Raw genomic sequence first — 21,904 nt, 5'->3', positions numbered from 1 at the left:
TGCTTATTCGTAATGCATAAGTGTAAATACATCTATCCCTTGCAATTTATCACGACCGTTAAGCTCTGTAAGCTCAATCATAAACGCCGCTCCAACAACATTGCCGCCCAGTTGACGAACCAGGTTTACTGAGGTCGCAATCGTTCCACCTGTAGCAAGCAGATCATCGGCAATAAGAACATTCTGTCCTTTTTCAATGGCATCGGTATGCATAGCCAGTTTATCTTTTCCGTACTCAAGGTCATACCCTACTTCAATCGTTTCGTAAGGCAGCTTGCCGCTCTTGCGGATCGGTGTAAAACCTACACCCAACGCGTAAGCAAGCGGGGCTCCTACTACGAAACCGCGTGCCTCTGGACCAGCGATAACGTCGATCTTAAGATGTTCCACCATCTTTTTCAATTCATTGATTGAACTCCGATAGGCCTCACCATTCTTAAGCAGTGTTGTAATGTCTTTAAAGCTGATTCCCGGCTGCGGGAAATCCGGAATAACGCGAATATAATCTTTATGATCCAAATAAATCTCCTCCTAAGTCAGATGACTGTCATTTACGATGCACCTTTTGAACGGGCCATCATCCAATGGGTTAATTGCGCGGTGCTTGCGTGCAGCAAATGCTGCTCCATCTCTGCTAATTCACTCAGTTCCCTAAAATGACGGGAAGCATCAAGCGGTTTTTTATCCGGCTTCGTTACAAAAGTAATCATACCTTGGGAACGCTCAATGAACACCAGTTCCTCGAACACATCCAGCACTTTCAAAAGCATCCGCTGAGAAAGTGCTGACTGTCTGTTCATCCGAGTGATTACTTCGTTTTCGGACATCGGCTTTGAGCCTAGACCGGCAAGCATGACATACAGCTTTTTAAACTGATCCCGAGTCGGTATTTGCAGTTGATCTCGCTTGCTACGGATCGGATGCAGCAAAAATATATTAGGCACGGAGCGGAACGATGACAACAAAGAATCAAGCTGTCCCGGTGACTCCGGTACGTCCAACACAAACAACACAGAAATTGACTCACAGCCGCCTTTTTCCGCGACTGGATTCATCGGCAAAATGCCAGCATTCCTATCATATACCCAAAGGGACATATCATACAAATGACTTTTTATAGCATCATGTGAATCTTGTGCAAATACGACAGCCGAACGGGCTGCAGAGCAGTTTAAATGAGGCTCTAAAATCTCTCTCCACCGCTTCAGCTCGATTATAGGCTCTTTCATACCGCGGTAGTCAAACACCTGCTGATAAGGCACACTCATGTCCTGTATCATCAGCTGTGGCTTCCGGCTGCCATTCCATTCATTCACCGAAAGCTCTCCCAACACGTCTACCTTCGTCCCTTCCGGGAGCACATCCGCCAGATGGCCTAATCCAAATGCGACAGCATCCAGCCGGTCACCGTTCTGTTGAAAACGTAGCTTTAAATGTTTGTTCTCTTTGCCCAATTTACGTACTTCCATCACTTCCATACCACGAAAGATCATTTTCGGCACCGCATTGGACATACCAAAAGGTCCAAGCATCTCGAGCTCATCAATGACCTTAAGCGGAACATCGGCAATAGAGCACTCCAGATCTGCATGATAAACTGGGATAAAGTGTTCTTCCCTTAACACGACATCCGCAAATGAACATAGACCTTCTTCGAATTCAGCCAGTCTATCCATGTGAAGGCTCATTCCTGCTGCAGCTGGGTGTCCGCCAAAGTGATGCATAACGTCCTTACAGGAGCTTAGCGCTTCGTAGATATCAAATCCTGGAATAGAGCGAGCTGACCCCTTACAATTACCGGTATCCGGGTCGATTCCAAGTATAACAACCGGTCTGTAAAAGCGCTCTAGTATTTTGGAAGCTACAATGCCCACCACACCGACATTCCAACCTTCACCGGCCAGAACAATGACCGGAGGTAGCTGATCATACCCCCAGCGTCTTTGAATCATATCCATCGATTCCTGTACAATCTGCTCCACGACCTGCTGGCGGTTCTTATTCAGAGCATCCAGTTCCCATGCGAGCCGCTCAGCTTCATCCTGATGAACTGTCGTTAAAAGGGTTACGGCTCTTCCAGCATGATCGAGTCGACCGCTAGCATTAATTCTTGGTGCCATGGCAAATGCCACATTAACGGCAGTTACCTGATCCACATTTACCCCACCGACCTCAAGAAGAGCTCGTATACCAGCGTATCGGGTCCGTCTCATCGACAAAAGTCCGTTTTTAACCAGTATACGATTCTCACCTTCCAGTGGCATAAGATCTGCGATCGTCCCAATAGCTACAATTTCAAGCCATTCCTGTGGAGGAGCTCCAACAAGAGCCTGTGCTAACTTGTAAGCAACACCTACACCAGCTAAACCCTTAAAGGGATAAGGACAGGCCGGTATTTTCGGATTGATAAGCGCGTAAGCATCAGGAAGCTGCTCAGGTGGCTCATGATGGTCGGTTACAATGACATCCATACCAAGCTCATTCGCATAAGCTATTTGTTCAACCGCACTTATTCCTGTATCTACAGTGATTACAAGACTTACACCCTGTTGATGTGCCCAATCGAGCGCATGATTGTGAAGTCCGTAACCCTCGTTGGAACGATGAGGTATATAAATATCATATGAGGCACCCAGATGTCGCATTAAATAAATCATAAGCGAGGTGCTGGATACACCATCTGCATCATAATCCCCGTAAATTAATATATGCTCTTTGTCTTCCAGCGCTTTGCGGATTCGAGGGACCGCTTCGTTCATGCCGAGCATTAGAAACGGATCATGTGTGAGATCAAACGTTCCGTTTAAAAACAGCTCCCCATCCTCTGGAGAGGTGATTCCTCTGGCCGCCATTAAAGAGGCTATCAGCGGAGAGACCGACAGTTCTTTTGCGAGCTGCCCGGATATCTCTGCATCAGCCGAAAGCGTTCGCCATTCATATTTGGAATACAGCACAATAGTTCACCTTTCTTCCTGCTTCCATACCGCTTTGCCAGTTTGTCCTGATGTACAATTACTGTGGTAATGTCGGCAGATCGTTGTCCATCAAATCATAATTCGATTTGTATGGATAGCCAGGCTCGTAAGGAACTACACTCACGTTCGCTTCCGTAACATGTATAAATCGGTGCAGCAGCAGCTTTCGAATCCTGTCCGCAATCTCATGAGCTTCCCAGACGGTTATACGCGGATTCACACTGACCTTCACATCGAGGCTTATCTGACGCACTTGTCCATGCTCCTGCACCTTTAAATCTTCGATTGTGATGACGCCATGGACGCGCTGTATAGTATCGAGATAATCGGCGCACTTCTCGTGACGAGGTTCCTCCGGCAAAGTACCATACACCGAACGAACAATAAGAATATAACCCTTCCTGAGCACTAACCCTGATACGATAAGTGCTGCTATGGAATCCATATATAACAGAGCCTGCATTTCAAAATATGCTCCTGCCATCGTGAGGAACACGCTGATCAGGACAGTTAACGAAGAGTATAAACCGAATCGATAGTTTTCAGAGTGGACTTCAAACCGGCGGTCATTGTTTTTCTTGGACTGACGATACTGGTATTGAAAAACAGCCTGATTCACAGCGAGCGATACTAATACAGCTATAAGTGCCAACCGACCCGGAGCCTCCGGTGTTCCAGATGAGAGATCCTTTAAGGCAGAGACGGCAATTTGAAGTCCGCTCATTAATATGATTACCGAAAATAAGATAGAGATAAAAGGTTCAGCCTGTTGTCCCGAAGACCTCATCCCATTACCTTTAGATAGCTTCCGTCCTCCAAACCAAGGTAGACGGTCCGCAAGCAATGTGGCTGCGTTAGCCGCTGAATGCAGTGCATCACCCATAAGAGCTCTGCTTCCAGAGAAATACCCGGCAGCTCCTTTTCCAATAGCCACAGCAAAATCACTTATAATTCCGGTCCAAACAGCTGTATCTGTATGAGACAAGCGTTCGTTATTCACATGAGGCCCCCCTCAGATATGCTCTATAGCAGCCATACACCGATAACTTAGAAAGCCGCGTCGCCTACGACGCGGCTTTCATTTTTAATAAATGTTAACTGACCTTTTAACACATATTCCTTACCGCCAATCTTAGATATCTGCTTTTGATGGTTTCGGGGCTTTAGGTTTTCCGACATTTTTACCCTTCAGCAGCAGCCACAGCGGGCTTGCAATAAAGATCGAGGAATACGCACCGAACAGCAGACCGATAACGATAGCCAGTGAGAACATCTGTATTGACTCGCCGCCAAGTATGAGCATGAAGAACGCCGCAATAAATACCGACAGCGCAGTATACAAGGAGCGGGCAATCGTTTGAGACAAGCTCCGGTTGACCAGTTCAACAAGATCGGAATGCTTTTTGAGCTTAGCAAAACGCATATTTTCACGGATCCGGTCAAATATAACGATCGTATCGTTAATGGAATAACCGATGATCGTCAAAATAGCGATGATGAAAGTTATATTCACTTCCAAGCGGAAAATCGAGAACAAACTGATAACGACAAAGGCGTCATGCAATAGTGCTATGATCGCAGCAATGGCAAAACGCCATTCGAAGCGGATACTTACATAAATGATGATCCCGACACAAGACAGGAGCACTGCATAAACTGCATTTAGCCCTAATTCTTTCGCCATCTCAGGATCAACCGTATTTACCTCCATTGACGCTGACTTGTCCAGTTTTTGAATACCAGCCTTCAAAGCTAAATCCTGAGACTCAGTCAGTACCTGACTGAATCGGATATTCACCCGATCGTTACCCGGTGTAATGCTTGCCTCTTCTTCAATGCCCGCTTCCTTCAAAATGGGTTCGAGTTGTTCCACAGTAAGCGTCTTGGATGTAGTAATATCCACATTAGAGCCGGAACGGAAGTCAACACCGTAATCCAGACCAAGCGAAGCAAGGCAAATCGCGCCGGCAATGGTAAGAATAATGGAGAATGTATAGAAATACCGGCTGGCACCTACATAGTCAAAATTTTTAAAGCGCACGTATGTCACTCTCCTTTACGCCAAAATGCTTCGGTTTGCTAGCCCAACCGATCTTAACTAGCAGATTGAGCAAGAAACGGGAGAAGTATACGTTCGTGGCAATACTCACGATAATCTCCATGATAAGCACAAGCGCAAATCCTTTGACAGCGCCTGTACCAAATCCAAACATAACCGCTGCAACGATAATTGTCGTTACGTTGGAATCCATAATAGTACGGAATGAGGATTTACCACCCACTTTGACGGATGATGCGATACTCTTACCGCTGCGCATTTCTTCACGGATACGTTCGTAAGTGATGATGTTGGCGTCAACTGCCATCCCGATACCCAGAATAAATGCGGCAATACCAGGCAACGTTAGTGTAAAATTAGCAAAAACGAAAATCAAAATAAGGAGCCAAGTATGCAAAATAAGCGCAAAGCTGGCAAGCAAACCTGGAATACGATACATACCAATCATAAAGACCAGGATTAACGCAGAAGCAATTAACCCCGCTTCTAAGGTTTTAGTAAGAGATTCCATTCCCAATGTAGCGCCTACGCTTTGAGAGTATTTCTCCGTTAGTTTCAGCGGAAGTGCGCCAAGGTTAATGGTATCGCGAATTTTTTTGGCTTCATCAATCGAGTACGAGCCGGTAATTTGTGCAGAGCCGTCTGTTAATACATTCCGTACCGTCGGAGCAGACAGCAGCTCGTCATCCATAAAGATAGCAAGTTCTTGTCCGAGAAGACGTTCTGTGATTTCAGCAAATTGAGCTTTATCTCTTACCTTGATGTCGATCATAGGCTGATTCAAGCTATCATAGACCACAGAGGCTCCGTTTTCTACAAAATCGTTACCCCGAAGCTCAATTTTACAAAACTCTTCTCCCTCTTTACAACCGTCGTTACTACGGAACGTAAGGTTCGCTGGTTCTTTCATCGTCTTGCGGACCTCTGCCTCGTCAGTTACGCCTGCGACCTTCAGACGAATTCGGTTAGTCCCTTCCGGTGTTACCTCCGGTTCAGTCGTTCCCAATGCGTCTGCGCGTTTTTGTAAACTCTTAGCGGTCTCTTGCAGGGCTTCTTTTGTCACCTGCTGACCTTCTATCAGTGGCTGTGCCTCATACAAGATTTCAAAGCCGCCCTTAAGATCCAAACCTAAACGAACGTCTTTTATTAATCCTGGGCTCGTTACAACCATGATACCGGTGACCACGAGTACGGTAACGATGAAACTGATAATTCTCTTCATGCCGTCCCTAGTTCCCCTTTCTATTTCTCAATATTCCTATTATAGCCATGCCTCAAAATCCCGTCAATTTATCATTAATTGTCGACTTCGTGAAAATAACCGAAGATTTCCAAAACAAAAAGAGATCATCCTTCGTTAGTCGAAAGAAGATCCCTTATATGCTGATATTGTCATATAGTTCATGAGACTGGTCGCTTTCAATGACAGAACATCATTTACCAGTTTATGAAGAGAAGGCATGCCCTGCTTCTTGTATTTGCTGCTTACACAATTCCAGACATCGTCAGCAGTCACGTACTCGTATCCGATCATACGGAACTCCTCAGCCTTGCTGGAACAGATCATGTCAATCATGCTGGCCAATTCTTCCTCACTCATTGATTCCATTCCCATGTTTTGTCGCCTCCTCCCCGTTGTCTTTAGCTTTACATTCGACTGAAAATATCATTTCCCTTCTTTTCGTACCATGGTTATCAAAAAAAGTAAAGCATCAGATGGGACAGGTAGGGCATATCCATATCAATAGGGCAGAGTTTAGGATTCTTTTTTACCAGGGAGTGGGATGAACATTGAACAAACAATCATTTATTAAAGGTACCATGATTCTATTGACGGCTGGAATTATTAACCGGCTTCTCGGATTTATTCCTCGAATTGCCCTTCCTCGGATCATCGGACCGGAGGGTGTCGGTATTTACCAACTCGGCTACCCATTTTTTATCGTTCTCGTCACAATCATCACGGGCGGAGTCCCTCTTGCCATTGCAAAAATGGTGGCTGAGGCAGAAGGTGCCGGAAAGAGCGACTACTCCAAGCACATACTACGGACCAGTCTGGCTCTAACCGTGATAGTCGGAACTCTATTTATGTTCATTAGTCTCCTGCTGGCTCCATGGGTTACAAGTGTAATTCTGCCTGATGAACGGGTCTACCAAACTTTTGTCAGTATGACTCCAATGATGATCATTGTAGCTGTTTCGGCTGTTTACCGCGGATATTTTCAAGGAAAGCAGAATATGATTCCGTCTGCAGCATCATCCATCATTGAAACGATTGCCAGGATCGTGTGTATGCTCTGGTTTGCTTATATATTGATGCCGAAGGGATTGGCATACGGAGCTGCAGGAGCCATGCTTGGAACCGCTGTCGGGGAACTTCTCGGCATGTTTGTCCTACTTTGGCAGTATGCACGAGATGAACGACGCAGACCAAACGCAGTTCAAAATTCAAACACCGATGAGCAACACCATCTTCATACTCCACCCCAGAACCGTAACATCCTTAAACGCATGCTTGGCATTGCCATTCCAGTCACTGGCGGGAAAATGGTTGGGTCCATTTCCTATTTAATGGAATCCATTATTACAGCTCGAAGTTTGGCGCTAGCTGGCATAGCTACATCCGTAGCAACGGCCCAATATGGAGCTCTACAAGGAATGGTCATCCCACTCTTGCTGCTGCCTGGGGCGATTACGATGTCACTTGCCGTTGCTCTTGTCCCTTCCCTTTCAGAGGCAGCGGCCAGAAAAGACCGGGCAACCATTCATAAACGGATGAATCAGGCACTTCGTCTGGCTCTTGTGACGGGAGCACCTTTTGCCGTCATCATGTACATTTTGGCCGAACCCCTCTGTTTGCTGCTGTATGACAATGCAGAAATCAGTATCATGCTCAAGATTATGGCTCCTTTTGCACTGTTTCTCTATGTACAGGCTCCGCTCCAGGCTGCGCTGCAGGCGCTGGATCGACCGGGCAGAGCTTTGATGAACACTTTGATCGGTGCTTTAATCAAATTGGGGCTCATCCTGTATTTATCCTCTAATCCTGAGTTCGGCATCAAAGGTGCAGTTATTGCCATCATCGTAAACAGTATTGCTGTAACGGTACTTCATGGATACAGTGTATCCAGGTTGATCGGGTTTCGATTCAAGCTGCTCGACATCATTAAAACAGCAATTGTTATGCTCATTATGGGAGCCGGTATATTGTTCGGATATCGTCATCTTCCCTTTACCGGATTACCATGGCTTCAGTTTTTTTCTGCCGCGGCTGCAGGAGTGATCTTGTATCTTATCGTGGTTTTCATGATGAAGCTCGTAACATTCCGGGACTTGGTACGGATACCGGTAATCGGTAAATGGTTTAACCGATAATGCAGGATAGCTGCATTTAATTTTAGTCGTTACGATCAACGTACACTCTCCCTTTATGGTCCATGGAACACAAGAATACTTCCTTGAAATCTCTGGCTCCATGTTTTTGAATTTCATTTTTTAGCCAAAACCTCGTCTTATCGATCAGTGCCAAGTTTTCATCCTGAACCTTACCATCCATAATTAAAGGGACCGGTAGACCCTCATATGTTATTTTGCCGTATGGTATCTCGATCCGACTGTCCGTATCCTTGACATTCTTGAATTTGTTGTTTGATGATTTATCTGAAACAGAAAAAGAGGAACTGCTGCTTGAACTGCTCGATGATTCTTTAGGTATAACCGTCAATTGACCAGACGTTTCGAGAATCGCAAATTCAACGTCAGCCAAACTAGCGATATCCTTTCCCCTGAGCTGCTGCATCAAATCATCAAGGTTATAACGTAACTTGCTCATTTCTTTACGATGCAGCTTCCCTCTGGACACAATAATACTGGGCTTTCCGTCTGCCAGCAGCCGCACCTTGCGACTCTTCAGTCCCCAATAAGCAAGTCCAACCTGAATAGTAACAAGTACCGCGATAGGTATGATTCCGTCTATAAGCGGCTTATTTACATCTTCAAGCACGAAGATAGCGATTTCTGCGATCATAATGGAGATAACCAGGTCAAAAATAGATAGCTTTCCGATCTCTCTTTTTCCCATAATACGCAAGGTTACAAAAGTAATCCCGTACATTAAAATTGTCCGGAAAATAAGGAGTGTGATATGTGTGGTCAATTGTATTCCCTCCCAGGTAATTGGACATGTTCAAGGTATTGCTATTCTGCCCCCGACCCCGCTTTCCATTCGGTATGTCATGATTAATTAATGGTAATCATACAGAACTTCATAGATAGTACTAACTGTGCAGGCTTGGCCATACAATGATTAATAATTGAAGTTTAGTAAAGGGGCTGATTTATTGGAACCGATCCGACGCGTTTTCTCCTTACGGATCAACAATCCGATTCTTTCCGGATTGCTGTATTCATTCATGTGGATGTTTCTCGGCGCTTTGGGGCTGTCACTGCTCCTCTGGGCGAGCAATCTCTCTGAGGATGACTTATCCCTGTACACGTTTCTCGTACATGGAGTTTCCGCTGCATTTGGCGGCATTGTAAGTGGTAAGCGTGCAGGAAACAAAGGCTGGTATTATGGCTGTCTCACAGGTCTGTTATATGGAATTATGTTAATTGTTATCGGTTTTCTCGCTCTAGACAGTTCTTTATCGTGGGGAGATCTTACACTTATTGCCGCGGTTTTAGTTGCAGGTTCCATCGGTGGCATTTTTGGTGTAAATTTACGTAAATAAATTGTTAATTCTCTTTCCCGAAACTGTGTTACACTGGTAACATTGTTCATTAATGATCTAGGAAAGAGGAGGCTTTTGTTTCATTGTTATATCAATCCATGACTACCATAACTCTATTCACTACACTTAATGTGATCGTGCTCCTGTGGATCGGGACTCTTCAAAACCCGTTCAAAGCACTTTTTACACTTGTTCGAGAACTCTTCACAACCCCGCGCTTTTTCATACTTTTTGCGGCCATGGCGGCAATTCTTATGTTGAATAAATATGAGCTGCAGTTCGAACAAGAGCATTTTATATCTCCAAATGATTTCACGCCCATGATTTTCCAATTGGAAGGTTTTTTTGTGAAACATGTACAGGAAATCTTTTATAGTCCATGGCTCACACCGGTTCTTGCTTATTTTTACCTGCTTGTATTTCAGGCACTGATTATCGGATCTATCGGGGTATACCTCATTCAACATAACAAAGCTCATGTTTATGCTATCTGTTATGCGATTCTAATTAATTACACGATGGCGATCCCTTTCTTCTTGTTCTTTCCAGTAAATGAAACTTGGTCCTATCAGCCTGCAGGCGTGACTTTTTATATGCTTGAAGTATTTCCGAACTTTGAGTCGGTCTATCGCCCATTATCAGGTTTAGATAACTGCTTCCCAAGCCTTCACACTTCTTTGTCAGTGACCATGGCTGTGCTGGCGTTCCGTTCGGGAAATAGACGTTGGGCGATCATTACCGGCATAAGTGCAGCTATCATTATATTTAGTATTTTCTACTTAGGCATTCACTGGTTGTCTGATATGATTGCGGGAACACTTCTAGGATTGATGGCCTCCTCAGTAGGTATATATTTAGGAAGGCTCACCGACAAGAAAGCAACTCATTCCCTTTATTACAATAAGATGACCGGATAGCATTTATATCAACAAGAAAAGCCTGGTTCCAAATAGGAACCAGGCTTTTTCGTGATTTACCTAAAGCTTGGGGCTTTAGGAAGAGATCATCTATGCATCGGAATCGGTATTAACGCTGTGGCTGATCGAGCTACGATCAAACGTCAGTTTCGTGACGTCGTTCACTTTCAACACCACTACATCGTCAGTAATCTCCATGATTGTGCCGTGAAGACCGCCGATTGTAACTACCTTATCACCTTTTTTCAAAGCGCCAAGCATAGCATTACGAGTCTTCTGTTTTTTCTGCTGTGGACGGATAAGCAGAAAGTAGAAGATGACGAACATCAATACGAAGGGCAGAATTAAACCCACTATTCCGCCGCCTTGTGTCGGTGCTGCTGCAATTTCAAACATATCTTTCCCCCCCTTCATGGACTTCCCATGATGGCTTTAATCTTAAAAACCTTTTTCATTATCGTGCAGGCCGTATTTTTCAAAAAACTCATCGCGGAAATCAAGCAAGCGATCTTCCATAATGCTTTGCCGCACGTTGCGCATCAGATTAAGAAGAAAATGGAGATTATGATACGTTGTAAGCCGAAGACCAAACGTTTCATCACTCTTAATCAAATGGCGCAGATAAGCACGAGAGTAGTGACGGCATGTATAGCAATCACACTCCGGATCAAGCGGTCCAAAATCCCTGGCGTACTGGGCATTCCGAACGACAAGACGGCCTTGACTTGTCATCGTCGTTCCGTTGCGTGCGATCCGCGTCGGAAGCACACAATCGAACATGTCCACACCCCGGATAGAGCCTTCCAGCAAAGCATCAGGCGAGCCGACCCCCATCAGGTAACGCGGTTTATTGTCCGGAAGCAGGGGTACCGTGTAATCCAGCACTTCATACATAAGCTGCTTGGATTCTCCCACACTAAGTCCACCAATAGCATAACCCGGGAAATCCATGGAAGTCAAATCAAGCGCGCTCTGGCGCCGCAGGTCCTCATACATGCCCCCTTGAACGATAGCGAACAGGCCCTGATCATGCGGACGGGCATGGCTCTTTAAGCAGCGCTCAGCCCACCGTGAAGTACGTTCCGTAGATTTCTTGACATAATCATATTCCGCCGGATAAGGAGGGCATTCATCAAACGCCATCATAATATCTGAACCAAGTGCATTTTGAATTTCCATTGCGACTTCTGGAGAAATAAACAGCTTGTCTCCGTTCAGATGGGAGCGGAAGTTAACGCCTTCTTCAGTTATTTTTCGCATCTCAGCCAAACTAAATACCTGAAAACCACCACTGTCCGTCAGAATTGGACGATCCCAGTTCATAAATTTATGCAGACCGCCTGCTTCTTTAATAATGTCGTGGCCTGGTCGAAGGAACAAATGGTAGGTATTGCTCAAAATTATCTGTGCATCCATCGCCTTTAATTCTTCTGGACTCATCGTCTTAACCGTTGCCAGTGTTCCTACGGGCATGAATGTCGGTGTTTCGATTACACCGTGTGGTGTGTGTACGCGGCCTAGTCTTGCGCCCGACTGCTTACATGTTTTGATATGTTCATAGGTGATAGCTGCTGCCATTTTGATAAACCTCCGAAATTAATAAATAAACATTGCGTCTCCAAAGCTGAAGAAACGATATTCCCGTTCTACAGCTTCCTTATAAGCTTCAAGAATATGATCCCTGCCAGCTAAAGCACTTACTAGCATAACGAGTGTAGATTTCGGAAGATGGAAGTTTGTAATTAATGCATCCACCACTTTGAACTCATAACCCGGGTATATAAAAATGCTCGTCCAACCACTGCTCTCACGCAGGAGCCCTCCCTGACACTGGTTTCCTACGGTCTCTAATGTTCTGCATGAGGTTGTTCCAACAGCAATAACTCGTCCGCCTCTGCTCTTAGTCTCATTCAGCAAGTCAGCTGTTTCCTGAGACAGAACATAATATTCTTCATGCATGACATGGTCTTCCACCTGTTCAACAGACATGGGACGAAAAGTACCCAGACCCACATGAAGTGTTATAAAAGCGATGTCGACGCCTTGCTTTCGTATACGATCAAGCAGTTCTTCCGTAAAATGAAGTCCCGCTGTCGGAGCAGCGGCTGAGCCTTCATGTTTGGCATATACGGTCTGGTATCGATCACGGTCATCTAATTTCTCTTTAATGTAAGGAGGCAGTGGCATCTGTCCAAGAGAATCTAAAATTTCCTGGAAGATTCCATCGTAAGAAAAGGACAAAACCCTTGCGCCCAACTCCCCCTCTTCTTCAATGATTGCGCGCAGTTTACCTTCGCCAAACGTGATGACGCTCCCCTTTTTCAGCCTCTTTCCAGGCTTTACGAGTGCTTCCCAGCGATCCTCGCCTAGTGCTTTCAGCAGAAGCACCTCAGCCTTAGCTCCCGTATCTTCCTTAGCGCCAAACAGCCGGGCAGGAATAACTTTAGTATCGTTAAGCACCAGCGTATCGCCAGGCCGTAGATAATTCACAATATCTCCGAACACTTGATGAGATAACGCACCATCTTCTTTACTCACGGTCAGCAGCCTTGAAGAACTGCGGTCAAGCAGAGGAGTTTGCGCAATTAAGTGTTCAGGCAATTCAAAGTCATACAAGTCTACATTCATCGTGGTCAGTCCTTAATAATAGTTGAGTTGCGGTAATAGTGTTGCAAAATCTCCTTATAATCATACCCTTCATCGGCCATTCCCTTGGCTCCCCATTGAGAAAGACCCAGTCCGTGCCCGAAGCCTTTGCCTGTAAATTTGAATCCGGCCGTCTTGTCAATGACTTTGGCTTTACTGTCTCCATTCATCACAACAGAACCGGCGCTGGAGGTATTTTGTACTCCGTCAGCTGAAACAACAGAGACATTTTGACCACCTGAAAGGGTTGATGCTACACCGTTAGCGCCCAATACAGTATAACTTCCGGTAGGTTCAATATCAAACATGGTGCTCGGAAGTCCGCTAAAAGCAGACCGATACAAATCCGGGTATTTAACATCCAGAATTTGTCCGTTTGCCGTTACTTGTACAGCTCGGCCCGATGGTCCTCTTTGGGTAACTTCCAGCGTATTAATCGATGAAGGCAGACTCGAACTGGTCTTATCCTTCAAAGACTGAAGCAATTCGGAAGACGTGAAGGGACCTCTTACCCATTCATAGCTGTTCGATTCATTTACCTTATCCAATATAACTGCCGTATCGCCCGGATTCATCTGAGCAGCCGGCTTTACAGCGGATTGGATGAGAGGCAACGGCCGAATGTTAGTATCCTTCGCAGTAACTGTCATGATCCGAAGACCAGCTGCTGTTGCTGCACCTGTTTCCTTGACGTTATCTTCACGCACGTAACCTGTGACCCCATTTGGCAAAAGGATATGATACCACTGTTTCAGGGCAGCCTGTGAAGATTTATCACCGGGACTTTCTACAGCTGCAAATAAATCATTTGCACTGTTCCATACTTCAGAAGGATCTGCTGTCATCCCTCCACTGTTGGATGAGAACACCGCCTCGACAAGCTTGTTATTGCTCATCAGAACTTCGCCCTTAGTCGAATCAACAGCTTGGGTGATGCTTCCTTGTTCTGTGCCTATTCCACTGTAAGCCTGACTGAGTGTCGTATCTACCACATGGGCCACTTCAAACTTGTTTCCCTGGAACAGGGCATAACTCCGTGCAGCAACCGCTTGTGCCTTCAGCGCTTCACTCCCCCATGAGGAAGGCACTTCTGCACCAACTACGGAATACAAATACTGCTCGAACGGCAGCTCATTTACAAGATAAAGTTGACTATTCTTCGTACCGATCTCGAATGCGCCTCTATATTTTCGATCAGAGCGCTCCATCACTTGAATACCTGAATTTGAAGAGGCTTCTACCCATAGCTTGGCCCCTGAGCCTGCCATCACATAATGAGCGACCGGCTGTGCCTGTGCCAGGTTAAGTCCTGCATCTTGTCTTATCATTAGACCAACAGCATCTTTGCCGACTTCATCCAGCGGTACCGCCGAAACAGCTTGAGCTGCACTTTTTAGCGCCGCAAATTCAGCTGTGTTCGCAGCCTCACCGACCCACACGGCATATTTAACAGTGCCTCCAGTCGGCACAATAACATTTACCGCATCGATCCCTGAATCCACGAAAGTTCTCCGGACCTTCTCGGCTGCAGCCTCAGAATCAAATTGTCCAGCTGTCAGATGCAAGGACCCTTTTACTGCAGGAGTCTGGCCATTCAAATAAGCCGCAGCTGTCTTAGCCGTTCTTGCAGCAGCTTCTTTAGCAGCCTGTTCATTGGAATACATACCTGAATATAACTGAAATACATTTCCGTTACTACTCTCGGATAAGAACAGCAGCGGCTTATCTGCCGTCGCCTGTAATTTCTTCGCTGCCTCGGATGCGGTCTTCCAATCCTTCGTCTCGAGCACTTTTACACGGTAGGAATCCACACTTAAGCGAACTTTCTGAGACCCCGGAATCGAGAGCAATCCTTGTGATCCTTCAGATGTAATTAATGATGCATTAAAAGGTTCCGACGACTCCACGGTTACAGCTGGAGTCGTGGACTTATACTTGCTTCCAAGATCCAGAAACAATGCCACCCTTATGTTATCCAGAGAAGGTGCTGCAGCGGATGCAGCTGGTGCATACCATACGCTCCCCGCCACGACGACGGCCAACAAACCCTTGGCACACCAAGTGCGGATACTTCGATTCCATTTCTTTGTTGTCATTGGTTAATTCCTCCTGCATTGTAAGAATGGACGGAAAAGTCATTTATATCGTTCATTATCATGATGGCTTCCACAAAGAAGTCCATGTTTACCGACGGTCTTCCGGATATGGAATGCCCAAATGGCTGTATGCAGCTGGAGTAACGACACGCCCCCTTGGAGTCCGTTGGAGGAATCCAATCTGAAGCAGATATGGTTCGTACACGTCTTCAATAGTTTGGCTCTCTTCACCAATCGTAGCGGCTATCGTATCGAGTCCTACCGGCCCTCGAAAGCTGCGAATCATCGCGTTAAGCATCTTATGGTCGACCAAATCCAGCCCCATCGGATCCACCTGAAGCATTTTAAGCGCTTCTTGGGCAATATCCGGTGTAATCATACCATCGCCACGTACCTGTGCGTAGTCACGCACACGCTTTAAAAGACGGTTAGCTATCCTTGGTGTCCCCCTTGAACGCAGCGCAATCTCATTGGAGGCCTCCCCCAATATTTCTATTCCCAAAATATCAGCACCCCGGGATACGATATAACTCAGCTCGTCCACCGTGTAAAATTCCAAGCGGCTTACTACACCAAAGCGGTCCCGGAGCGGTGCAGACAACAGTCCTGCGCGGGTAGTAGCACCGATTAACGTAAAAGGCGGCAGGTCAAGTCGAACGGAACGTGCACTCGGACCCTTCCCAATCATAATATCCAGAGCAAAATCTTCCATCGCCGGATACATGACCTCCTCAACAGTACGGTGCAGACGATGAATTTCATCAATGAACAGCACATCCCCTTCCTGTAGATTTGTAAGAAGGGCTGCTAAATCTCCCGGACGTTCAATCGCAGGTCCAGATGTGGTTCGCAGACTGACACCCAGCTCATTAGCAATAATGTTCGCAAGAGTCGTTTTTCCGAGACCCGGTGGTCCGTACAAAAGCACGTGGTCCAAAGCTTCTTTACGCATTTTGGCTGCTTCAATGTATATATGCAAATTTTCTTTGACCTGGTTCTGGCCAATATACTCTGCTAAGTAACGGGGACGCAGACTAAGTTCTACAGCCTGATCCTCCATCATCAAGTTGGCCGTTATGATACGGTCATCCATTGCTCAACAACTCCTTTCAGTAACCGACATCTTAACCGGCATATAATAGCTGCAGTGCCCGTTTCATCAATACATCCACAGATTCTCCTGCTGTTGTTTCCTTAATTTTAAGCCATACCTTATCCAGCTCACCATCCGTATAACCAAGAGCCTTCAATCCCTCGCGTGCTTCAGCCCATGCCGAGCTATCGTCCGGCTCGATGTCATTAACCGCAAACAGACCCGTGGTGTATGCAACACTTCCAAAACCATCTAGTTTATCCTTCAGGTCTAAGATCATCCGCTGAGCTGTTTTTTTACCAATACCCGGCAACTTCACGAGAAAAGAAATGTTCTCCTGGTAAATAGCCGACACGACATGATCAGGCGATCCGCCTCCCAAAATACCTAGGGCAACACGCGGACCGATACCCGAAACCTCGATAAGCTTTCTGAAAAGCTTCTGTTCCTCTCTTGTCGGAAAGCCGAATAGCAGCATAGCATCTTCACGCACATGATGGTGGGTGAAAACCGTAATCGGTCCTTCGACTTTAGCAAAGGCGAACGGATTCGGGCAAAATACACGATATCCAACACCCTGGACGTCTAGAACAATATATTCATTTTCAATATGGACAAGCTGTCCCCGTAAAAAATCTATCATTTTCGCAGTACCTCATTTAACTTTGAATTCAATGTATACGAATGGGCATGGCAAATGGCTACCGCCAGTGCATCCGCCACATCATCAGGCTTTGGAACACTTTGCAACTTCAAGAACATTCTCACCATTTCCTGTACCTGCTTCTTTTCAGCTTTTCCGTACCCTACAATCGCCTGCTTAACCTGCATCGGTGTATATTCGGCGATAGGCAGCCCCCGCTGTACTGCAGCTAAAATAAGCACGCCACGCGCTTGAGAGACGGACATGGCCGTCGTAACATTCCTGTTGAAAAACAATTTCTCAAATGCGACCGCTTCCGGTTGATACTTATCGATCAATTGTACCATGCCTTCATATACATGATTCAGCCGCTCTTCCTCAGGAGTATGTGCTTCTGTCTGGATACATCCGTATTGAACCGGTGTTACCTTGCTACCTACCTTATCTACAAACCCGAAACCGACAATCGCGATTCCGGGGTCGATTCCCAATATGCGCAAACCTAATCTCTCCTCTGAAGCGAACATATGTATCGTTCTCCCCATTATAACAAAAGATCGGCATCAAATGAGGAAAAACTTTGAACCTTTCCATCCATCCAAACTTTCTGCATACGCAAATAAGGAGACACCTAAGGCGTCTCCTAATATTCATCACTTAGCAGCTCTTTCAATAAAAAGCTCAGATCGTATCAATGAGCTTTCATTACATTTTCAGCCATATCCCTTGCATAATCACTAAACGTCGACAGCACGCTGTTATACTCATCGATATCTTGAATCCGTATGCCATCCTGCAGTTGTTTTAACACATCTTTTGGCAAAGACGATTCCATCGAATCGATATCCAGCTGAAAAAAGGTTCTCAGCACCTTTTCTTCTTGTGGAGGTCCGTCAAAAAGCGTCAGGTTTCCATTAGTATCGACACTCATATAAGCTTGTTCCTTGCAGGTCGGTGACAAGTCATCGGATACCGTTTCTTCTAGCCATACTTCACCGTTGTCATCCATTCTTCCTTTCCAGGCCGGATTGTTGTTCAGGAGTGTATATACACTGTCGGCATCAAGGCTCCCAAGTATCTGTTCCTCCACACCACATACATATAAAGTTCGTAAATGTACTATTCTTTTTTCCTGAGAGTCGTTCAGCTGCTGCATAAAGACCCGTTGTTCCTCTGACTCTCCATCACCGCCGTTTTGTAGATAATTGAGTGTCTCCAAGGCAATAGGTGAGTCATCCGTCATCTGAGTTAAAAGTTTTTTCATTTGATCAGGCAAAGTCTGACCAGCCCAGACAACGCCCCCTATGATCAAGATGAGAGTACAGGTCCATATGGCCCGTCTCCATCGTCTCCATCGTTTCCTGAATTGTTTTTTCATCTGGAAAACATTCAAATTAATCCCCTTCTGTCCAATTGTTTTTCATAGTTTGACCTGTTCATCATCCATTTATTCAAAATTTTTCATCAGTCATGCATGAAGAACTTGGACTTTAGGATAGGAGATAACAGAAAAGAATCCATTGCTCAGAAAATTCTGATCAATGGATTCTTCATGAATCGGGACGACACGATTTGAACATGCGACCCCCTGGTCCCAAACCAGGTGCTCTACCAAGCTGAGCTACGTCCCGATATAGAATATAGATACGATAAGAAGATTATAGCATCAATATACTCAAAATGACAAGATTGTTTAACAAAATGATATGCCGGTGAAGGGACTCGAACCCCCACGGTTTCCCTCACGATTTTGAGTCGCGCGCGTCTGCCAATTCCGCCACACCGGCTTAAAATAAAAACAACCTCTTCGGAAGAGGATGTTACCATCTATTAATCAGTCTAATAATAAAATGGCGCGCCCTGAGAGATTCGAACTCCCGGCCTTTTGATTCGTAGTCAAACGCTCTATCCAGCTGAGCTAAGGGCGCAAATCATGGAGCGGACGACGGGAATCGAACCCGCGACCCTCGCCTTGGCAAGGCGATGCTCTACCGCTGAGCCACGTCCGCAAAAAAACATATTCAATTAAACATTTTAAGCAAAGATGGTGAGCCATGAAGGACTCGAACCTTCGACACCCTGATTAAAAGTCAGGTGCTCTACCAACTGAGCTAATGGCTCATGCAAAGCATGAATAATGGTTAAACATCTTGTAAAAAATGGCGGAACTGACGGGATTCGAACCCGCGATCTCCTGCGTGACAGGCAGGCATGTTAGGCCTCTACACCACAGTTCCACGAGGCACTATCGCTGTTATGTAGCGATAAAATTGGTTGCGGGGGCAGGATTTGAACCTACGACCTTCGGGTTATGAGCCCGACGAGCTACCGAACTGCTCCACCCCGCGTCATTAAAAAGGTGTATATATGGTGGAGGCTGAGGGGTTCGAACCCCCGACCCTCTGCTTGTAAGGCAGATGCTCTCCCAGCTGAGCTAAGCCTCCATATTGGTATGGATAATGGGATTTTCATCCCTGAAGCATTTAAGAAAGTGGTGACCCGTAGGGGATTCGAACCCCTGTTACCTCCGTGAAAGGGAGGTGTCTTAACCCCTTGACCAACGGGCCTTATATATAAATCCTAGCTGGCGGAGAGAGAGGGATTCGAACCCTCGAGACGCTTTTGGCGCCTACACGATTTCCAATCGTGCTCCTTCGGCCAACTCGGACACCTCTCCGTAATGGCTCCCCGAACAGGACTCGAACCTGTGACAACTCGATTAACAGTCGAGTGCTCTACCAACTGAGCTATCAGGGAATATGTAACCGCTTGGCGACGTCCTACTCTCCCGGGACCCTTCGGTCCAAGTACCATCGGCGCTGGAAGGCTTAACGGTCGTGTTCGGGATGGGTACGCGTGGAACCCTTCCGCTATCGCCACCAAACGGGGCATTTGTTATTCAAATGCTATAAATCAGGTTTCAGCATCGCCAAATGCTGAAAGCCATATGCGCTTTCCTTAAACCACTTGGATTTAGAAAAGTCATCTTGACTCCCTGAAAACTAGATACGAAACATCATTTGCGAATCATGCATATGCTTCCGAAGTAGCTTTACTTCGTAAAGCTTTTAGGATAAGCCCTCGACCGATTAGTATTGGTCAGCTCCATGCATTGCTGCACTTCCACCTCCAACCTATCTACCTCGTCGTCTTCAAGGGGTCTTACTAGTTGGGAAATCTCATCTTGAGGGGGGCTTCACGCTTAGATGCTTTCAGCGCTTATCCCTTCCGTACGTAGCTACCCAGCCATGCTCCTGGCGGAACAACTGGTGCACCAGCGGTACGTCCATCCCGGTCCTCTCGTACTAAGGACAGCTCCTCTCAAATTTCCTACGCCCACGACAGATAGGGACCGAACTGTCTCACGACGTTCTGAACCCAGCTCGCGTACCGCTTTAATGGGCGAACAGCCCAACCCTTGGGACCTACTTCAGCCCCAGGATGCGATGAGCCGACATCGAGGTGCCAAACCTCCCCGTCGATGTGGACTCTTGGGGGAGATAAGCCTGTTATCCCCAGGGTAGCTTTTATCCGTTGAGCGATGGCCCTTCCATGCGGTACCACCGGATCACTAAGCCCGACTTTCGTCCCTGCTCGACTTGTAGGTCTCGCAGTCAAGCTCCCTTATGCCTTTGCACTCTTCGAATGATTTCCAACCATTCTGAGGGAACCTTGGGGCGCCTCCGTTACTCTTTAGGAGGCGACCGCCCCAGTCAAACTGCCCACCAGACACTGTCCCCGCACCGGTTCACGGTACTAGGTTAGAACCTAGATACGATCAGGGTGGTATCCCAACGGCGCCTCCACAGAAGCTTGCGCTCCTGTTTCTTAGGCTCCCACCTATCCTGTACAGATCGTACCCAAATCCAATATCAAGCTGCAGTAAAGCTCCATGGGGTCTTTCCGTCTTGTCGCGGGTAACCTGCATCTTCACAGGTATTAAAATTTCACCGGATCTCTCGTTGAGACAGCGCCCAAATCGTTACGCCATTCGTGCGGGTCAGAATTTACCTGACAAGGAATTTCGCTACCTTAGGACCGTTATAGTTACGGCCGCCGTTTACTGGGGCTTCGGTTCATAGCTTCGGATTGCTCCTAACCACTCCCCTTAACCTTCCAGCACCGGGCAGGCGTCAGCCCGTATACTTCGCCTTACGGCTTCGCACAGACCTGTGTTTTTGTTAAACAGTCGCTTGGGCCTTTTCACTGCGGCCCCCTCGTGCTATTCACACTACCGGGGCACCCCTTCTCCCGAAGTTACGGGGTCATTTTGCCGAGTTCCTTAACGAGAGTTCTTCCGCGCGCCTTAGAATTCTCTTCTCGCCTACCTGTGTCGGTTTGCGGTACGGGCACCTTCACCTGACTAGAGGCTTTTCTTGGCAGTGTGAGATCATGACCTTCGCTACTATAATTTTCACTCCCCATCACAGCCCAGCCTTATCGATGTGCGGATTTGCCTACACATCAGCCTCACTGCTTGGACGGACATCCATCAGTCCGCGTCACTACCCTCCTGCGTCACCCCATCGTTCATAACGGTTTACGGTGGTACAGGAATTTCAACCTGTTGTCCTTCGATTACGCCTTTCGGCCTCACCTTAGGTCCCGACTTACCCTGAGCGGACGAACCTTCCTCAGGAAACCTTGGGCTTTCGGCGGATCAGATTCTCACTGATCTTTTCGTTACTCATACCGGCATTCTCACTTGTATGCTGTCCAGCGCTCCTTACGGTACACCTTCAACC

At 46.5% G+C, this 21,904-nt stretch carries 18 protein-coding genes, 11 tRNA genes and 2 rRNA genes (1 of these 31 running past the window's edge); 3 read left to right on the top strand and 28 right to left on the bottom strand.

What is annotated here, in order from left to right:
• Positions 1 to 3: 3 nt before the first annotated feature.
• From MNQ98_RS07645 to MNQ98_RS07620, 6 genes are all read right to left on the bottom strand, one after another.
• Positions 4 to 519: an adenine phosphoribosyltransferase gene (locus MNQ98_RS07645; RefSeq protein ID WP_241932641.1), complete on the bottom strand. Its 516-nt coding sequence runs from the start codon at positions 517 to 519 to the stop codon at positions 4 to 6.
• Between the two features lie 32 nt (positions 520 to 551).
• A complete protein-coding gene (recJ, locus tag MNQ98_RS07640; RefSeq protein WP_241932640.1) occupies positions 552 to 2,954 on the bottom strand; it encodes a single-stranded-DNA-specific exonuclease RecJ in 2,403 nt (800 codons plus the stop codon).
• A gap of 58 nt (positions 2,955 to 3,012) precedes the next feature.
• Complete coding sequence (locus MNQ98_RS07635; RefSeq protein WP_241932639.1) at positions 3,013 to 3,975, bottom strand: cation diffusion facilitator family transporter; 963 nt, start codon at positions 3,973 to 3,975, stop codon at positions 3,013 to 3,015.
• Positions 3,976 to 4,107: 132 nt separating this feature from the next.
• On the bottom strand, positions 4,108 to 5,016 hold the full coding sequence (secF, locus tag MNQ98_RS07630) for a protein translocase subunit SecF (RefSeq protein ID WP_241932638.1): 909 nt from the start codon (positions 5,014 to 5,016) through the stop codon (positions 4,108 to 4,110).
• A complete protein-coding gene (gene secD / locus MNQ98_RS07625) occupies positions 5,006 to 6,256 on the bottom strand; it encodes a protein translocase subunit SecD (RefSeq protein ID WP_241932637.1) in 1,251 nt (416 codons plus the stop codon). Before secD ends, secF begins: the two co-directional genes overlap by 11 nt.
• A gap of 135 nt (positions 6,257 to 6,391) precedes the next feature.
• Complete coding sequence (locus MNQ98_RS07620; RefSeq protein WP_241932636.1) at positions 6,392 to 6,649, bottom strand: post-transcriptional regulator; 258 nt, start codon at positions 6,647 to 6,649, stop codon at positions 6,392 to 6,394.
• 176 nt (positions 6,650 to 6,825) lie between these two features.
• Between MNQ98_RS07620 and spoVB the strand changes: the two genes are divergently transcribed.
• Positions 6,826 to 8,409, top strand: a complete 1,584-nt coding sequence (spoVB, locus tag MNQ98_RS07615; protein WP_241932635.1) for a stage V sporulation protein B — start codon at positions 6,826 to 6,828, stop codon at positions 8,407 to 8,409.
• A 22-nt stretch (positions 8,410 to 8,431) separates the two neighbouring features.
• Here spoVB and MNQ98_RS07610 read toward each other — a convergent pair whose 3' ends face one another.
• Entirely contained in the window at positions 8,432 to 9,148 is a 717-nt protein-coding gene (locus tag MNQ98_RS07610) for a YetF domain-containing protein (protein ID WP_241933867.1), read from the bottom strand.
• Positions 9,149 to 9,374: 226 nt separating this feature from the next.
• On the opposite strand from MNQ98_RS07610, the gene MNQ98_RS07605 reads away from it, so the two are divergent.
• Together MNQ98_RS07605 and MNQ98_RS07600 are read left to right on the top strand one after the other, a co-directional pair.
• Positions 9,375 to 9,764, top strand: coding sequence for a TIGR04086 family membrane protein (locus MNQ98_RS07605; RefSeq protein WP_208915274.1), 390 nt, complete (start codon positions 9,375 to 9,377; stop codon positions 9,762 to 9,764).
• An 83-nt stretch (positions 9,765 to 9,847) separates the two neighbouring features.
• Positions 9,848 to 10,681, top strand: coding sequence for a phosphatase PAP2 family protein (locus MNQ98_RS07600; protein ID WP_241932634.1), 834 nt, complete (start codon positions 9,848 to 9,850; stop codon positions 10,679 to 10,681).
• Between the two features lie 90 nt (positions 10,682 to 10,771).
• On the opposite strand, the gene yajC is transcribed toward MNQ98_RS07600, so the two are convergent.
• The 21 genes from yajC to MNQ98_RS07495 all read right to left on the bottom strand — a co-directional run.
• Positions 10,772 to 11,077, bottom strand: a complete 306-nt coding sequence (yajC, locus tag MNQ98_RS07595; protein ID WP_241932633.1) for a preprotein translocase subunit YajC — start codon at positions 11,075 to 11,077, stop codon at positions 10,772 to 10,774.
• Between the two features lie 42 nt (positions 11,078 to 11,119).
• The gene (gene tgt / locus MNQ98_RS07590; RefSeq protein WP_241932632.1) at positions 11,120 to 12,259 is read right to left on the bottom strand and encodes a tRNA guanosine(34) transglycosylase Tgt; all 1,140 of its coding nucleotides are present in this window, start codon (positions 12,257 to 12,259) and stop codon (positions 11,120 to 11,122) included.
• A gap of 18 nt (positions 12,260 to 12,277) precedes the next feature.
• Positions 12,278 to 13,309: a tRNA preQ1(34) S-adenosylmethionine ribosyltransferase-isomerase QueA gene (queA, locus tag MNQ98_RS07585; protein ID WP_241932631.1), complete on the bottom strand. Its 1,032-nt coding sequence runs from the start codon at positions 13,307 to 13,309 to the stop codon at positions 12,278 to 12,280.
• A 5-nt stretch (positions 13,310 to 13,314) separates the two neighbouring features.
• A complete protein-coding gene (locus tag MNQ98_RS07580) occupies positions 13,315 to 15,423 on the bottom strand; it encodes a SpoIID/LytB domain-containing protein (protein ID WP_241932630.1) in 2,109 nt (702 codons plus the stop codon).
• A gap of 88 nt (positions 15,424 to 15,511) precedes the next feature.
• On the bottom strand, positions 15,512 to 16,516 hold the full coding sequence (gene ruvB, locus MNQ98_RS07575; protein ID WP_241932629.1) for a Holliday junction branch migration DNA helicase RuvB: 1,005 nt from the start codon (positions 16,514 to 16,516) through the stop codon (positions 15,512 to 15,514).
• Positions 16,517 to 16,547: 31 nt separating this feature from the next.
• A complete protein-coding gene (gene ruvA / locus MNQ98_RS07570) occupies positions 16,548 to 17,159 on the bottom strand; it encodes a Holliday junction branch migration protein RuvA (RefSeq protein WP_241932628.1) in 612 nt (203 codons plus the stop codon).
• Entirely contained in the window at positions 17,156 to 17,659 is a 504-nt protein-coding gene (gene ruvC / locus MNQ98_RS07565) for a crossover junction endodeoxyribonuclease RuvC (protein ID WP_241932627.1), read from the bottom strand. The genes ruvA and ruvC overlap by 4 nt, the downstream gene beginning before the upstream one ends.
• Positions 17,660 to 17,850: 191 nt before the next feature.
• The gene (locus MNQ98_RS07560; RefSeq protein WP_241932626.1) at positions 17,851 to 18,552 is read right to left on the bottom strand and encodes a BofC C-terminal domain-containing protein; all 702 of its coding nucleotides are present in this window, start codon (positions 18,550 to 18,552) and stop codon (positions 17,851 to 17,853) included.
• 164 nt (positions 18,553 to 18,716) lie between these two features.
• A tRNA-Pro gene (locus MNQ98_RS07555) sits at positions 18,717 to 18,790 on the bottom strand.
• Between the two features lie 76 nt (positions 18,791 to 18,866).
• Positions 18,867 to 18,946: transfer RNA gene (locus MNQ98_RS07550), tRNA-Leu, on the bottom strand.
• 64 nt (positions 18,947 to 19,010) lie between these two features.
• Positions 19,011 to 19,087 (bottom strand) — tRNA-Arg (locus MNQ98_RS07545).
• A 6-nt stretch (positions 19,088 to 19,093) separates the two neighbouring features.
• A tRNA-Gly gene (locus MNQ98_RS07540) sits at positions 19,094 to 19,168 on the bottom strand.
• Positions 19,169 to 19,204: 36 nt separating this feature from the next.
• A tRNA-Lys gene (locus tag MNQ98_RS07535) sits at positions 19,205 to 19,280 on the bottom strand.
• 39 nt (positions 19,281 to 19,319) lie between these two features.
• Positions 19,320 to 19,396 (bottom strand) — tRNA-Asp (locus MNQ98_RS07530).
• A 34-nt stretch (positions 19,397 to 19,430) separates the two neighbouring features.
• Positions 19,431 to 19,507: transfer RNA gene (locus tag MNQ98_RS07525), tRNA-Met, on the bottom strand.
• A gap of 20 nt (positions 19,508 to 19,527) precedes the next feature.
• A tRNA-Val gene (locus MNQ98_RS07520) sits at positions 19,528 to 19,603 on the bottom strand.
• Between the two features lie 48 nt (positions 19,604 to 19,651).
• Positions 19,652 to 19,726: transfer RNA gene (locus tag MNQ98_RS07515), tRNA-Glu, on the bottom strand.
• Between the two features lie 18 nt (positions 19,727 to 19,744).
• A tRNA-Ser gene (locus MNQ98_RS07510) sits at positions 19,745 to 19,836 on the bottom strand.
• Between the two features lie 4 nt (positions 19,837 to 19,840).
• Positions 19,841 to 19,916 (bottom strand) — tRNA-Asn (locus MNQ98_RS07505).
• A 10-nt stretch (positions 19,917 to 19,926) separates the two neighbouring features.
• A 5S ribosomal RNA gene (gene rrf, locus MNQ98_RS07500) occupies positions 19,927 to 20,043 on the bottom strand.
• 185 nt (positions 20,044 to 20,228) lie between these two features.
• Positions 20,229 to 21,904, bottom strand: a 23S ribosomal RNA gene (locus MNQ98_RS07495); it runs 1,251 nt beyond the window's last position.

Source organism: Paenibacillus sp. N3/727 (genome assembly GCF_022637315.1).
In the GTDB taxonomy this organism is placed as follows: domain Bacteria; phylum Bacillota; class Bacilli; order Paenibacillales; family Paenibacillaceae; genus Paenibacillus_AQ; species Paenibacillus_AQ uliginis.
Note: the sequence above shows the minus strand (reverse complement) of the source record. Positions and strands in the feature narration are given on the sequence as shown.

What these genes read in the sequence shown, in the direction of transcription:
- queA (WP_241932631.1), bottom strand. Translation starts at nt 13,309, where the DNA reads ATGAATGTAGACTTGTATGACTTTGAATTGCCTGAACACTTAATTGCG.
- MNQ98_RS07580 (WP_241932630.1), bottom strand. Translation starts at nt 15,423, where the DNA reads ATGACAACAAAGAAATGGAATCGAAGTATCCGCACTTGGTGTGCCAAG.
- ruvB (WP_241932629.1), bottom strand. Translation starts at nt 16,516, where the DNA reads ATGGATGACCGTATCATAACGGCCAACTTGATGATGGAGGATCAGGCT.
- MNQ98_RS07610 (WP_241933867.1), bottom strand. Translation starts at nt 9,148, where the DNA reads ATGTACGGGATTACTTTTGTAACCTTGCGTATTATGGGAAAAAGAGAG.
- tgt (WP_241932632.1), bottom strand. Translation starts at nt 12,259, where the DNA reads ATGGCAGCAGCTATCACCTATGAACATATCAAAACATGTAAGCAGTCG.
- ruvA (WP_241932628.1), bottom strand. Translation starts at nt 17,159, where the DNA reads ATGATAGATTTTTTACGGGGACAGCTTGTCCATATTGAAAATGAATAT.
- MNQ98_RS07620 (WP_241932636.1), bottom strand. Translation starts at nt 6,649, where the DNA reads ATGGGAATGGAATCAATGAGTGAGGAAGAATTGGCCAGCATGATTGAC.
- secD (WP_241932637.1), bottom strand. Translation starts at nt 6,256, where the DNA reads ATGAAGAGAATTATCAGTTTCATCGTTACCGTACTCGTGGTCACCGGT.
- yajC (WP_241932633.1), bottom strand. Translation starts at nt 11,077, where the DNA reads ATGTTTGAAATTGCAGCAGCACCGACACAAGGCGGCGGAATAGTGGGT.